This is a genomic window from Volucribacter amazonae (assembly GCF_029783845.1).
Taxonomy (GTDB): domain Bacteria; phylum Pseudomonadota; class Gammaproteobacteria; order Enterobacterales; family Pasteurellaceae; genus Volucribacter; species Volucribacter amazonae.
The window spans coordinates 1,508,387-1,523,599 of the sequence record NZ_LWID01000001.1 but is presented as its reverse complement, the minus strand read 5'-3'; the positions used below and the strand labels follow the sequence as shown (position 1 = coordinate 1,523,599).

Here is a 15,213-nt window from a genome sequence, read left to right as displayed (position 1 = left end):
GCAGAAAACAGAATAAAGAGGACAGAGAAGTATGAACACCGTATTATTTTAACATGGAACAACTACATTTGAACTCGCTGATAAATTTACCTAAAATAACCTTTTGATGATTAATTAGGATAAAATGATGCTCAGCCCCAATCAAAAGTCCGAAAACGGCAATATGGTCATTTTTGCCTTATTATTTATGGCATTTTTAACAGGGATTGCCTCTTCTTTTCAATTACCCACACTAAGCCTATTTTTATCCCAACAAATCCAAGTTAGCCCCTTTTTAGTGGGATTATTTTATGCTGTCAATGCCATAATGGGCATTTTAGTGAGCCAACTTTTGGCAAAATATTCCGATAAACATCAAGATCGGCGTAAAATCTTGTTGTTTTGCTGCCTTGTTTCCATTGCTGGCTGTGTGATTTTTGCCTATTCACGCAATTATTATGTTTTACTGTTTTTAGGCACATTGTTAATGGGCTTAGGGTCAGCAGTCAATCCGCAAACCTTTGCTTTTGCTCGAGAATATAGCGAAAGCAATCAAAAACAAAGCCTAATGTTTACCACCATTTTACGGGCACAAATTTCTTTGGCGTGGATTGTGGGACCGCCGTTGTCTTTTAGTATTGCATTACATTGGGGCTTTGATTTTCTCTATTTAACCGCCGCATTGGCTTTTATGCTTTGTGCTATTTTAACCCTAAGTGTATTACCTCAGGTTGCTCGGCAACAAGTCAACATACAAACATCGCAAAATCTTTCCGTACAAAATGTGCGTAAAAGCACCCTTTATTTATTTTTAGTATGCTTTTTAGCTTGGACTTGCAACAGTATGTATTTGATTAATATGCCATTATATGTTATTCATCAACTAGGCTTACCTGACAGTTTAGCTGGAATATTAATGGCAAGTGCCGCAGGATTAGAAATTCCTGTTATGTTATTGGCAGGCTATCTAACCAAATTTCTGGCTAAGAAAACCCTAATTTATTGTGCCATTATTGCAGGGCTGATTTTTTATATAGGCTTATTAATGGGAACACAGCCTTGGTGGCTAATCAGCTTACAACTTTTTAATGGTATTTTTATCGGCGTATTAGCCAGTATTGGTATGATTTATTTTCAAGATTTAATGCCACAACAAATGGGATCGGCAACCACTTTATTTACTAATGCCGCCAAAAGTAGCTGGATTTTAGGTGGACCGTTAGCAGGGATTATTACGCAATTTTGGCATTATCAAACGGTGTTTTATATTGCTATTGGCTTAATTCTGATTGCATTGGCTTGTATGTGGAGAGTACGTTCAGTTTGATGATTAAGGTTTAAAACTAATATATGAAAATATTTTTTTGGACGACTATAATATTTAGCTTAATATTTCCTATATTATCTAGATTTATATATCCATTATTAGGATTTAACTGCAATAAGATCTATCTTGATATTATCGTCGTTATCTTAGGTGGAATAATATATTTTTTATTTTTAAAAATAAGAAATAAAAAAATAACAATCTAATATTATTTTATTCTTAGTTAATAGACTAATTAAAAAAACATAATACTTATTTAACTTTTCAACGAAAATATTACTATATGAACAGTAGATAATTTATATTGCTATTGGTTTAATTTTGATTGCATTGGCTTGTATGTGGAGAGTGCATTCAGTTTGATGATTAAGGTTTAAAAAAATTAAGAAACTAATTGTTATTCTTTCTCAATTTTTTTAACTTAGATAAAAGATTTTTCTCTGTACATAGATAATAAAAAATAAAGATTGAGAAGTAGAAATAAGCCTTATGTAAACCAAATATTGAGGATAGAATTAATGATAGGATATATATCAAAGTAAAAAATAAAAACTCTTTGCAAAGGACTTTAGCTAGTCGTTGTAATTTCTTTAATTGCATTAACAAAGTATCTGAATTTATATTAAATTCTTTCATAATATTTCCATTTTTCTTTCTAAAAAATACATAACGAGCATCATTGCAACCAAAATAATTGCTTGCAAATTATCTTCCTTATCTGTATATGAATACTTATTCAGAAAAGTAAATTTAAACAATAATTTAGTAACAATACAAGGCAATACCACATAAACTAACATCAATTTAGAACAAACGATTAAAAAAGCGATTAATTTCTCCATACTATACTCAAAATATCTATATAAATTTTATCTTAAAAATTATTCTCTAAAAACAAGAAATCTTTGACGTACAATTCTTTTATAAAATTTCTATTTTTCTTTCTAAAAAATACATAACTAGCATCATTATACCAAAAATAATTGCCTGCAAAGTATCTGCAAGATTTGTAGATAAATATCTTTTTAAAAAAGTAAACTTAAATAGGAACTTGGTTATAAGCCCAGGCAATATTATATAAACTAAAAAATGTTTAGAATAAGCGATTAAAAAAATAATTAGTTCATTCATATTATACTCTTTCAAATATTACTATTATTTATTGATAAATATAATAACTTATATCACTTCTTGATCAGTTTTGGTTTCTACATACTAATTTAGGATAAGATACAACATATTTACTACTCACAATATCTTGATTTAACTCTGAAAGATTATAACACTCGTTATAATCTTTATAATTTTTATCATAAAAGTTATTCTCTAAAGAACAAGACGTTATTAATAAAAGAGTAAGTATATTGAATATATTTTTAATATTTAATGGTAGCATTAGTATCACCTCTTACTATGGTTGTTTAAGTTTAAAATAAGCAAGGTGTACCAATGCTGCATTATTTTAAAGTGGTACGACTATATTTATTAGTTAATAGCTAGACCAAATCGCATTTATACCATTAAATATCAAATATGTATGTGATCTCAATCACATTTTTATAACGTTTTATTATCTTTGAATAAACTATTATTTGATTTTTTCTTAAAAAACCAACCGCACTTTTCCACAATAAATAGTGGCTCGTTTGGGGCGAGTAAAGCCGACAAGGGTGAGGTTGCTTTGTTGTGCCATTTGTACCGCTAAATCGGTTACTGCTGAAATGGCGACTAACATTTCAATATGACAACTGGCGGTTTTTTGTACCATTTCATAACTGGCTCGGCTTGTAGTAAGAATAAAGCCTTTTGGTTGTTGATGCTGGGCGTGCCAACCGAGTAACTTATCCAACGCCACATGGCGCCCCACATCTTCTCGGATTGCCAATAATTTGCCCTGCGGATCAAAAAAGCCACAGGCGTGAGTTGCTCCTGTTTGCTGTCCTAATTGTTGAGCTTGTTCTAATTGCTGTAAACAATCATCAAAAAGCCATAATTCCACCTGCAAAGTGCGGTCTAATTTGGGTAAATTTTTATATACTTGATTGAGTTGTTCTGTGCCACAAATACCACAGCCTGTACGTCCTGCCAAGCTACGGCGATATTGCTTTAATTGCATAAAACGGCGAGAAGAAAGTTCAATATGGACTTCAATTCCCTGAGCCTTTTCTTGTACTTCTAAACTATAAATTTCTGAGGGGTGTTGGATAATGCCTTCTGCTAAGGAAAAGCCTATGGCGAAATCCGTTAATTGATGAGGGGAACACATCATTACTGTGTGAGAAATGCCATTGTAAACAAGGGCAACAGGCACTTCCCTTGCCAGCGTTTCTTTTTTTTCTTCTTCAACAATATAATTATTTGATGAAAAAAAATCATTATCATTTTGTGGTGAGTTTGTTACTTTTTTGCAAAAACTAACCTTTAAATTTGTGATCCAAGTCAAACTTATTTCCGCAATTAATCAGTATTAATGATAGACAATCATTGAATAAATGTTATCCTACTGCATAATTTTAACACATTCTGTTTATTGTGGTTAAGATTAGCGTTAAAATATGTACACCTAACAAAATTTGTTTTAATCATTAATGATTAAACAACATTATAGTCGTTTCAATTTAAAATAAGACAAGGCATGCCAACGCAGTATTATTTTAAAGTGGGACGACGATAATTTACGAATTTATTTAATAAACTCTTTCTACTCAACATTAAAGGAGTCTCTATGCAGGTCACAAGAAGAAAATTCTTTAAGATCTGTGCAGGAGGAATGGCGGGAACTTCAGCGGCAATGCTGGGATTAGCGCCTACGGAAGCCTTAGCGGCTCCCCGTTCCTATAAATTGTTACGAGCCACTGAAACTCGTAATACCTGTACTTATTGTGCCGTTGGTTGCGGTATGCTGATGTATAGCTTAGGCGATCACACAAGAAATACCAAAGGCAAACTTATTCATATTGAGGGCGATCCAGATCACCCAGTAAGTCGTGGAGCATTATGTCCAAAAGGGGCAGGGGCATTAGATTATGTCAATAGCCCTCGCCGTGTTAGATATCCAGAAGTGCGTGAAGCAGGTTCTAATGAATGGAAACGCATTTCGTGGCACGAGGCGATTCAGCGTATTGCTAAACATATGAAAGCCGATCGTGATGCCAATTTTATTGAGAAAAATGAACAAGGCACAACGGTAAACCGTTGGATGACAACAGGCTTTTTGGCTGGTTCTGCGTGCAGTAATGAAACAGGCATTTTAACCCAAAAATGGGTTCGCTCTCTGGGTATTATTTTTACCGATAACCAAGCGAGTATTTGACACGGACCAACGGTAGCAAGTCTTGCTCCATCATTTGGTCGCGGTGCCATGACCAACCATTGGGTTGATATTAAAAATGCCGATTTAGTGATTGTTATGGGCGGTAATGCGGCAGAAGCACACCCCGTAGGTTTCCGCTGGGCAGTGGAAGCGAAAACCCATAATAACGCCAAAATTATGGTGGTTGATCCACGTTTTAACCGAACTGCAGCGGTGGCAGATATTTATATGCCAATTCGTCCGGGGACGGATATTGCCTTTTTATCGGGGGTAATCCGTTATTTATTAGAAAACGATCATATTCACCACGAATACGTTAAACATTACACCAACGCCACATTCTTGGTAAACGAAGACTTTGATTTTAATGAAGGCTTGTTTACTGGGTATGATGAAGCAACACGCCGTTATGATCGTAGCACTTGGTCGTATCAGCTTGATGAAAATGGCCAAGCCAAACGTGATATGACGATGCAAGATCCTCGCTGTGTGATTAATTTATTAAAACAGCATGTTGCACGTTATACCCCTGAAATGGTGGAGCGTATTACAGGGACACCACAACAAGAGCATCTCAAATTCTGTGAGGAAATTGCTAAAACCGCTGCGCCAGAAAAAGCGGCGACATTCTTGTACGCATTAGGTTGGACACAACATACCGTTGGTTCACAAAATATCCGTACTATGGCGATGATCCAATTATTATTGGGTAACATTGGTGTTTCTGGGGGTGGTGTAAATGCATTGCGTGGACATTCTAATGTACAGGGTATTACCGACTTAGGTTTATTCCCACATATGTTGCCTGCTTATATTCCATTACCAACGGAAAATGATTTGAGTTTAGACAGTTTCTTGGCTCGCATTACGCCAAAAACCTTGCTAAAAGATCAAACCAACTATTGGCAAAATACGCCAAAATTTATGGTAAGTATGCTCAAATCTTTCTTTGCTGATAAAGCAAGCGCAGAGAATGGCTTTGGTTATGATTATTTACCAAAATTGCCAACAGGCGGTATGGATCAATTCCGTTATATTGAGGAAATGTATCAAGGCAACGTCAATGGTTTCTTCTGTCAAGGTATGAACCCTATTGCTTCTTATCCAAATTCCGCCAAGATTATCAAAGCACTGAGTAATCTTAAATATTTGGTAATTTGCGATCCATTAATTACCGATACCTCAGAGTTTTGGAAAAACTATGGCGAATTTAATGATGTAAAAACAGAGGAAATTCAAACAGAAGTATTCCGTCTACCAACTACCTGTTTTGCTGAGGAAGATGGTTCTATTGCCAATTCAGGGCGTTGGTTGCAATGGCACTGGAAAGCCTCTGAGCCACCTGCAGAAGCAAAAACCGATGGCGAAATTTTATCGGAATTACGACAAGAATTGTTGCATTTATATCAACAAGATGACGGTGGTCGTCCAATCTTGCGTGAGCAATTAGAAGCCATGAGCTGGAATTATGCTAATCCTCTTGAACCAAAAGCAGAGGAAGTAGCAAAAGAAAATAACGGTTATGCTTTAGCTGATTTATATGATAGCAACGGTAACTTGGTACTGAAAAAAGGTCAGCTACTTTCTAGTTTTGCCCAAATGCGTGATGACGGTACAACTTCTGGTGCTTGTTGGATTTATGCAGGACAATGGACAGAACGAGGTAACCAAATGGCAAACCGCGATAATTCTGATCCATCAAACTTAGGGAATACCTTAGGCTGGGCATTTGCGTGGCCATTAAACCGCCGTATTATCTATAACCGAGCCTCAGCGGATTTAGCAGGTAACCCTTGGAATCCGAAACGCCAATTAATTAAATGGAATGGCAAAAACTGGAATTATATTGATATTGCAGATTATGGTACAGCACCACCGAATAGCACAACCTTACCTTTTATTATGCAACCCGAAGGAACAGGCTGTTTATTTGTGCGTGAGCGTATGGTGGACGGTCCATTCCCAGAGCATTATGAGCCAGTGGAAACCCCGATTGGTACAAATCCATTACACCCACAAGTTATCTCAAGCCCAGTGGCTCGTGTATTACCAAGCGACAAAATGGATTTGGGGACCTCAGCAGAGTTCCCTTATGTTGGTACCACTTATCGTCTAACCGAGCATTTCCATTATTGGACAAAAAATGTGCTACTTAATGTGATTGCCCAGCCTGAACAATTCGTGGAAATTAGCGAAAGACTAGCAGAAGAAAAAGGCATTAACCATGGCGATACGGTCAAAGTGATCTCTAAACGTGGTTACATTAAAGCCGTTGCGGTAGTAACTAAACGTATTCGTCCGTTAATGTCTGATGGTAAACCAATTCATACCATTGGTATTCCTATTCACTGGGGCTTCTCGGGGATCAGTAAAAAAGGCTTTTTCGCCAATAATCTGACGGTAAGGGCTGGTGATGCAAATACCCAAACACCAGAGTCTAAATGTATGTTAGTCAACATTGAGAAAGTGGAGGCATAATGGGAACGGTACAATCGCAAAACATCATTAAAGCTTCAGCGACTTCTGAGCTGACACCTGCACCACGAGCTAGAGACTTCCAAGTGGAAGTAACCAAACTGATTGATGTTACCACCTGTATCGGCTGTAAAGCCTGTCAGGTGGGCTGTTCAGAATGGAATGATATTCGGACAGAACCGCAAGCCTGTGTGGGGGTATATGATAACCCTATTGATCTTGATGCCAAGGCTTGGACAGTAATGCGGTTTAACGAAGTGGAAGAAAATGAACGCTTAGAATGGCTAATCCGCAAAGACGGCTGTATGCACTGCACCGAGCCGGGCTGTTTGAAATCTTGCCCATCACCCGGGGCAATTATTCAATATGCCAACGGTATTGTGGACTTCCAGTCGGATAAATGTATCGGCTGTGGTTATTGTATCGCAGGTTGTCCATTTAATATTCCTCGTATGAACCCTGAAGATAACCGAGTTTACAAATGCACACTTTGTGTAGATCGTGTAACAGTTGGGCAAGAACCTGCTTGTGTCAAAACCTGTCCAACTGGGGCAATTCATTTTGGTAGTAAAGAAGAAATGCTACATTACGGACAACAACGTGTGGAAGAACTAAAATCACGTGGCTATCAAAATGCAGGCATTTATGATCCAGAAGGGGTTGGTGGTACTCACGTTATTTATGTGTTACACCATGCAGATAAACCTGAACTCTATTCTGGGTTACCAAAAGATCCGAAAATTGATCCAACCATTACATTATGGAAAGACGTGTTAAAACCTGTGGCAGCAGTAGCAATGGGCGGACTTATTCTTAGTGAAATCGCTCATTATGTGGGTATCGGACCAAATAACGAAGAATTAGAGGGGCACGAGGCAGAAGACATTGAAATTGAGGTTGATGATAACCAACTCAATGAACAACAAGATCAAAATGAGCAAAACACAGGGGGCAGCCATGGCTAAAATCAAAATCAGTAATGATCGCAAAATTGTTCGCCATCGCTTTCCCGCAAGGATTAGCCATTGGCTATTGGTGATTTGCTTTTTTATGACGGGATTATCAGGTTTAGCGTTCTTTTTCCCTGATTTTTCTTGGTTGACAGAAATTCTTGGTACACCACAAGTTGCCCGTTTTATTCACCCTTTCACAGGGATTATTATGTTTATCGCCTTTATTAATCTCAGTTTAATTTACTGGCGACATAATATCCCTGAGAAAAACGACTGGGTATGGTTAAAAAACATTGTGGAAGTGTTAAAAGGCAATGAACATGCTGTGTCGGATAATGGGAAATATAATCTAGGACAAAAAATGTTGTTCTGGACGCTTATCCTTGCGATGACCACCTTATTGGTTACCGGCATTATTATGTGGCGACAATATTTCTCCCATAATTTCCCAATTCCTGTTATTCGCATTGCAATCTTACTCCATTCTGTCAGTGCATTTTTACTGTTTACTGGCATATTAGTGCATATCTATATGGCATTTTGGGTAAAAGGTTCTATTCGTGGTATGGTGGAAGGCTGGGTAACAGTGCGTTGGGCGAGAAAACATCACCCACGCTGGTTTAGAAACGAAGTGTTACCAAAGCTGGAAAAAGAAGTGATTGCCGAATATCAAACCAAAAAGCAAGACCAAGAAAAAACTCAGCATTAAGAGTATATTATGAGCATAAAAATTTTACCTGAAAGTGAAATTGTACAAAAAGCGGGGCAAATTAAAGCCCCTCTGTTACTTTTTGCCAATCCCAAAAATCTTTACCAACGGCGTGCCGAACGGCTAAGAAAGTTAGCCATAGACAGTCCTTTTGCCGATTATTTACTGTTTGCCGCCACAGTGGTTGATGCACAGCTAAAAGTGTTACAACAACAGCCAATTTGTGCTGAAACAGTGAATACTCAACAGTTAAGTAGCGAACACCCACTTGATATAAACAAATGGCAACGTGATCCCATTTGGCGAGAGCTATTAATGGCAATTTTGGCGGAACTAAAACAGCAACCGCAAAATCAGCAAATATTGTCCACTATTGAATGGCTAGAAAAAGCCTCAAGCAGTGAATTAGAACAACTTGCCGAAAACTTACTCTCCGCCAATTATGCCCAAGTTGAAGCAGATAAAGCGGTCTTTATTTGGTCAGCATTATCCTTATATTGGTTGCAACTTACTCAATTTATTTCCTCACATCAAGCCAAAGCAGAAAATGCTGACGGATTACATCTTTGCCCAGTCTGCCATTGCTCACCCACTGCAAGCGTTGTCCATTTTGGTTCAGCTCAAGGATTACGTTACTTGCACTGTGCTTTATGCGAAAGCGAATGGAATATGGTAAGAGTGAAATGCACCAATTGTGGCGATATGAAAGACCTCAACTATTGGTCAATTGATAATGAATTTGCCCCAGTCAAAGCCGAAAGCTGTGATCATTGCCATAGTTATATGAAAATTCTTTATCAAGAGAAAGATCCCCATGTAGAGGCTATCGCAGATGATCTCGCTAGCTTATTTTTGGATTCAGAAATGGAACAAAAAGGCTTTTTACGCAGTGCCATTAATCCGTTTTTGTTTCCTAGTGAATAAAGGGTAAAACCTGAATTGAACGCTATTAAAGTGCGGTACGTTTTTGGATTATTTTTGGTGTAATGGACAAAATGGTTGCTAAAAAGTGGCTTGAAGCCTTATAGTATCGGTATTATGTAGCAGTTGCACAAAGACCAATTAGCTCAATTCTCTTATAATTCTCGTGAGTTTTTTCAACCACGAGAATTTTTATTTATGGCAAAGGTAAATGCTGCAACCGCTATTCAGCAGAAAATTGCAGAGCTTAATCAGCAAATCACACATTTTGAACAATGTATTCATCTAACGAAACTCAATATTGATACATTACGGAATGCTTTAGTGGTACTAGAGTTCGATCCGATTTCATTATTAATGCAGAAACAAAAGGACAAAATGAAATCTAAAGCCGCCAAAAATAACAAGATAGCTACCACAAAATCCCCTTATTATCCCAGCCAATTTATTGCAAAAGTGTTCAAAGATTTTCCCAATGAATGGCTATCTGCAAAAGACATCACATATAAAGCGATTAAAATTGCAAAATATACGCTTACTGAAACAGATATTCAGACGATGACAAGGGGTATTAGCCAGAGATTAAGACGATTACATAATCGTGGAATTGTAGAAAGAAAAACGATGTTAATCGAGAAAACAAAACGCTCCGTCATTCAATGGCGATTAAAATCTATTGGGCAAATTGAAGAATTATCGAATTACGATGACTTATTGTGATGTGGTTTCCATTGCCATTGGATAATTTTATGCTTTTTTACCACAATACGGTTGACAACGCCTTTATTGACTAAGCGTATCATCGCACTGCCAATGTTCTTTAAATGATATTCTGATACAGGAGTATGCGGCTGTTTATCGGCAATCAGCACCGCTTCTGCCAGCTCTAAGGCTCGCCAATAGCGTTCAGGCTCTGCTTTCATTACCTGCTGAATAAGTTGGCTTATTTTGCCGTTAAATTGCTTGCGATAAACACGATATTGGTAATTTTCAGTATCATATTGTTGAACCTCAGAAACATCGGTGTTCATTACCTCTAAAGCCTGTTGGAGTAACAAAATACGGCGTTCCACTAAAGCAAGGTGGGCTAAAACTTGCTCTTTTTCTCGTTCAAGTTGCGTGATTTTCTGCTGAATTTGCGTTTGATAAATAGGGGCTACCATTACATTATCAGCCTTTCAGTTTGTCTGTGATTGCCTTGCCAATAACCTTTCCAATCGTTATCGCTAGAAGTCGCAAGACATTTCATAACCACATCATCAAAGATATGTTGGTTATCCAGTTTTCGGGTATTTTCACGATAGGCAATTTCATTCGCATAGTTATCAAGGTAAATATTATTCATTTTATGCACTTGTCCGTAATACATACGCTTGAAACGTGCGAAGTAACTTTCAGCGAGGTTGTTAGTAATACCCTCATCGCTACAGTATTCACGTTGATGGTTCACTCTTTTAAGGTCATGATTGGTAATAAGTTCATCGTAAGCTGAATTTTCATCGGCATGAATACGGCTGTTTGGCGCAATATATGTTGTTGCTAAGGTGTTTATGGTGGCCGTATTTTCTGACAGAATAGGGAAAGTCAGTGTTTTCTTTGCCCCCACTCATAGCGGATTAGAAAGCGTTTCCTGTGTTGTATAACGCTCACGCATGACGAAAACGGCTCGTTTATTCGGATTAGCATTGGCTTTTAGCCGTCTATCCACACGCTCATTTTTCTTATTCTTTGGGCGTGGTGCAGAATGAATATAAGTGCCGTCAATATGGATTTCGCCTGACAAGGGGAAAAGCTTGCGTTGCACGATTAAGCTCTCACGAATTTTATGTGCAAGAGTAAAAGCGGTCTTATACTGTACGTTCAAGTCTCGAGAAAGTTGGCAAGCGAAAATCCCTTTTACCGCATTCACGAATAAGGCAATAGCGAATAAATAGGTTTGAATTGGCAACTTGTGATTCGCAAAAATGGTGCCTGACGTAATACTAAAAGTGTGTTTACAATATTTGCATCGCCATTGTTTGCGAGTAGAGATGAAGTAGGCTTGATGTTGTACACCACATTTCGGACACACGACATTCTTTTCACTTCCCCAACGCAAAGCACAAAGTATAGAAAACGCTTCCGCATCAGATAGACGAGCTATCTTGATAGGAGAAAGCGTTCGGGCTTTGCTGGTTAAAAGGAAGTGTTGAGCCATGATGTTTCTTTGATTTAGTGATTAATTTAATATAAAATAAACCCATTCGGGTATAATTCCAATATCTAAAATATACCAAAAAGAACATATAAAGTCAATATGGAATGCTCAAATGAACATAAGTGATAGATTAAAAGCTTTGCTTGACGCTCAATCTTTAACAATTAAAGCCTTTTCAGAATTAACAGAAATTCCTTATCGTTCTGTTCAAAATTACTTACGAGAAGAAAGAGATCCAAATGCAGAGGCTCTTAATAAAATTTGTGAAAAGATGAATGTAAATTTGAATTGGCTGATTACAGGGAATGGTGAGATGTTTATTAATAAAATCGATAATTCCACTTTAACATCTAAAGAATTAGAATTAATTGAGAAAGTAAGAAGTACAACAGATTTAGGTCAGAAAATCATTCATCAAACAGCAACCATGGTTTCAGAAGAGCTAAAATAATTGTTAGAAATGATTGCTATTAGAGGCTAAAATTAGTTGGTGTATGAATAGTAAATTAGCTATTATTAGAGGTAATCGTCTTTAGAAAGGCTATATGAGAGAGTAGCGAAAAGTTTTTCATATAGACGTAAGATATTTGCATCATAGAGATGTTGCAAAATAAAAGCACGCATATAGCGTGCTTTTGTTAGCCTATTTAGTCAAACAGCAAGCCTTGTTTATCATCAATAAGGGTTGATTTTGATTCAATTAAAGATTTTCCATCAAAAATTTTCTTAGCCAAATCATCAAAAAATTCTTGAGTAAAATCCGTAGTACCATCATTGAATTGCCTATAGAATTTCACCCCTACCAATCTTACTCTATCAGATTCCTCTATAATAATATCCTCTCCATTCATCTGCTCGAGCATATTCTCTTTCCATTTATCCTGTAGATAATATGGTTCCCCTTTTGGTTCAAGAATAACCTGATAGAAAGTCTGTTCATTATCATTGCTTAGAATTAAGATAAAGTCTGGCATAAACCCTCTAACACCATCAAATTCAGTTAATTTGAAACTAGATGATCTTTCATCGTTGCGAATGAGATAAACATCTCTATACTTTACTTCAAGCTTCGAGATGACCTCATGCATATCGCTTAACATTTGATGTTCTAGTTGATTTAAGACTGCATTATCATAAACAAACCATTTCTTACCAATCATATTTTTAGCGGTAATTTTTTGAGAAATGTTATCTGTACTATCTTCTACTTTAATTTCGTAATCTTTAACAATCTCATTAAGAGCTGTACCATAGAACACCTTTGTGCCAGTAGTTTTTTGATAGTTTTTGGTAATATTAATTGCTATCTTAGCTAGTGCTTCTTCTAGTAGATTTAGCCTTTCTTTGGGTGTTAGTTCGCTTAAATTCAATCCTTCTGGAATTGTTACTTGTACTCTTATACTACTTAAGTAATCCATGATAAATTCATCAATGCTGTTTAAAACAGGAAAGTATCGTTTTAGGTTACTAAATTGATAAAATTTCAGTCGTTGAATAGCTTTTCTAAAATATGATCTTCCAGCTTTTAATGTTTCAACCTTAACTGATTTACTTTTAAAGTTAGCAAGGTTTAAATTTTGGATTTCTGATAATAAACTTTCATCAGCAATCTTATAAGATAAAAATATGTCCTTATCAGTGTAAGAGTATAATGTTCTTTCTTTTGGGCTAACTGATTTAGTTCTATTACGATATAGTTTTCCTTCTTGATAGGCTAAAGTCTTTTTAAAACTTTCTTTTACTTTCACAGTAAAAACCTGTTCTGAGCCATCAAGACTAGTCAGCAAACGAGTTTGTGTAATTGAGTTATTTAAGTTATTGATATAACTCGTTTCATTAATAGTGTGATAATGCAACTGTTCTAGAATAGCTAATTCAGTATTTTGATTATCAAATCGTCTTTTTCCTAGCTTTTCATTTTTATAAAAGAATGGGAAATATCTTGCTCCACGACCAATTAATTGAGCTTCTTGATTAGTGCTAGCTGAAGTTGAAACAGCTTTTTCACTAATTCTGACAATATCGAACAAGTTTAATACATCCCAACCTTCATTTAGTTTGGCAACAGCAAAGACCACTCGGAAAGGGTTGTTAACATCTTCTAATGTATTGAGTATTTTAGCATTGCCTTCATCAATCATTTCTTTGCCGTTTGCATTAATGATATTTAATTCATTAAAATCTTTTTTAATACCTAAAAGCACATCTTGCAAATCTAACTCGCCGTAGAATTTTGCTACTTTATGCCAAATGCTTGCTGGCTTATCTGATAATACCTTTTGCTTATCTTGTAAATGATTAGTAATTTGTTCAACAGTCAAATCATTAATAACTTGATTAAACTCTTCATGTTTATCTATTGACACATCAATTTGATTTGATTTAAACATAATCACTGGTTTGAAACTTAAGATGCCATTCTTACTAGCAATTAGCTTGCGATACTGACTAAGCAAAATGGCATCAAGCATTTTAGTTTTATCATCTTGATTGACTTGTAGTAACATTACTTTTTTTGAAAATCCATCTTCCATGAATTTTCTTAAATCGTAGCGTTGCACAATTTTATCTTTATATTTGTTAAATAAATCTTCATTAGATAAATCAATAGTTGCTGTAAACTCCAATAGTCGATTGCAATTATTTATATTGAGCAATTTTTCAATTGTTCTCTCCCATTTGCCAGCATCTTCTTTTTCTTTTTTAGTTGAAGCGGTGGCCGCATTGTAATGGTGCGCTTCATCAGCCAACATAACTAATGGTATATCTTGTAAATCTTCAAAAGTAATAGCATTTTCTTTTTGAATGTTTAAGTCTAAATGAACCTTATTAATAGTTGCTAGTTTTAAGTAAATTGTATTGTCATTTGGTGTTTTTGGGAAAACATCAACTTGTTCAATTTTTATATCTCTACCATCAATTTCAATGACTTGAGTAAATAAATACTTAGAAGACCCTGTGTTGACTAGGTTATCAATGGTTTTTTGTAGAATTCCATCAGTATGAACAAAGAACAGGAAATTTTGGAACCCCTTTTCTTTAAACAGATATAACATAGTCGCAGCCATTAACATGGTTTTACCTGCACCTGTTGCTAGATTAAACATTAAGTGGCGGAAATTAAGCTCAGTTTTGCTATTAGATTGACAATCATGGAAGAAAAATAGTGTTTCTTCCTGATATGGGCGTAGTTTATCCTTGAGGTTATTCTGAATATATGAACAGTCCCAACGATCATTATCACCGAATAGATCTAGATAGTTCCTTTTAAATCGCTGTCTTAATTTTCTAACCAGTAGTTCACTATCATCAATAATTAAAGTCTTTTTCTTAGCCATT

At 36.1% G+C, this 15,213-nt stretch carries 11 protein-coding genes and 1 pseudogene; 7 read left to right on the top strand and 5 right to left on the bottom strand.

The window, feature by feature from the left end:
- Positions 1-127: 127 nt before the first annotated feature.
- Positions 128-1,306, top strand: coding sequence for an MFS transporter (locus A6A20_RS07270; RefSeq protein ID WP_279572816.1), 1,179 nt, complete (start codon positions 128-130; stop codon positions 1,304-1,306).
- 921 nt (positions 1,307-2,227) lie between these two features.
- On the opposite strand, the gene A6A20_RS07265 is transcribed toward A6A20_RS07270, so the two are convergent.
- Positions 2,228-2,437, bottom strand: a complete 210-nt coding sequence (locus A6A20_RS07265) for a hypothetical protein (RefSeq protein WP_279572815.1) — start codon at positions 2,435-2,437, stop codon at positions 2,228-2,230.
- A 472-nt stretch (positions 2,438-2,909) separates the two neighbouring features.
- The gene (gene fdhD, locus A6A20_RS07260; protein ID WP_424585423.1) at positions 2,910-3,749 is read right to left on the bottom strand and encodes a formate dehydrogenase accessory sulfurtransferase FdhD; all 840 of its coding nucleotides are present in this window, start codon (positions 3,747-3,749) and stop codon (positions 2,910-2,912) included.
- A 282-nt stretch (positions 3,750-4,031) separates the two neighbouring features.
- Between fdhD and fdnG the strand changes: the two genes are divergently transcribed.
- From fdnG to A6A20_RS07235, 5 genes are all read left to right on the top strand, one after another.
- Complete coding sequence (gene fdnG, locus A6A20_RS07255) at positions 4,032-7,097, top strand: formate dehydrogenase-N subunit alpha (protein ID WP_279572814.1); 3,066 nt, start codon at positions 4,032-4,034, stop codon at positions 7,095-7,097.
- A complete protein-coding gene (fdxH, locus tag A6A20_RS07250) occupies positions 7,097-8,059 on the top strand; it encodes a formate dehydrogenase subunit beta (RefSeq protein WP_279572813.1) in 963 nt (320 codons plus the stop codon). Before fdnG ends, fdxH begins: the two co-directional genes overlap by 1 nt.
- The gene (locus A6A20_RS07245; protein WP_279573766.1) at positions 8,052-8,756 is read left to right on the top strand and encodes a formate dehydrogenase subunit gamma; all 705 of its coding nucleotides are present in this window, start codon (positions 8,052-8,054) and stop codon (positions 8,754-8,756) included. Before fdxH ends, A6A20_RS07245 begins: the two co-directional genes overlap by 8 nt.
- Before the next feature lie 9 nt (positions 8,757-8,765).
- Positions 8,766-9,680 (top strand): formate dehydrogenase accessory protein FdhE, encoded by a 915-nt coding sequence (fdhE, locus tag A6A20_RS07240; protein WP_279572812.1) that lies wholly within the window; start codon positions 8,766-8,768, stop codon positions 9,678-9,680.
- Between the two features lie 195 nt (positions 9,681-9,875).
- Positions 9,876-10,397: a hypothetical protein gene (locus tag A6A20_RS07235; RefSeq protein ID WP_279572811.1), complete on the top strand. Its 522-nt coding sequence runs from the start codon at positions 9,876-9,878 to the stop codon at positions 10,395-10,397.
- Here the strand turns inward: A6A20_RS07235 and A6A20_RS07230 are convergent.
- Positions 10,379-10,840: a hypothetical protein gene (locus A6A20_RS07230; RefSeq protein WP_279572810.1), complete on the bottom strand. Its 462-nt coding sequence runs from the start codon at positions 10,838-10,840 to the stop codon at positions 10,379-10,381. The genes A6A20_RS07235 and A6A20_RS07230 overlap by 19 nt on opposite strands.
- Positions 10,840-11,874 (bottom strand): annotated as a pseudogene (locus tag A6A20_RS07225) (IS1595 family transposase). Before A6A20_RS07225 ends, A6A20_RS07230 begins: the two are co-directional and overlap by 1 nt.
- A gap of 112 nt (positions 11,875-11,986) precedes the next feature.
- Here A6A20_RS07225 and A6A20_RS07220 point away from each other — a divergent pair.
- A complete protein-coding gene (locus A6A20_RS07220) occupies positions 11,987-12,325 on the top strand; it encodes a helix-turn-helix domain-containing protein (protein ID WP_066113649.1) in 339 nt (112 codons plus the stop codon).
- A 196-nt stretch (positions 12,326-12,521) separates the two neighbouring features.
- On the opposite strand, the gene A6A20_RS07215 is transcribed toward A6A20_RS07220, so the two are convergent.
- Positions 12,522-15,212 (bottom strand): DEAD/DEAH box helicase family protein, encoded by a 2,691-nt coding sequence (locus A6A20_RS07215; protein WP_279572809.1) that lies wholly within the window; start codon positions 15,210-15,212, stop codon positions 12,522-12,524.
- Position 15,213 lies beyond the last annotated feature (1 nt).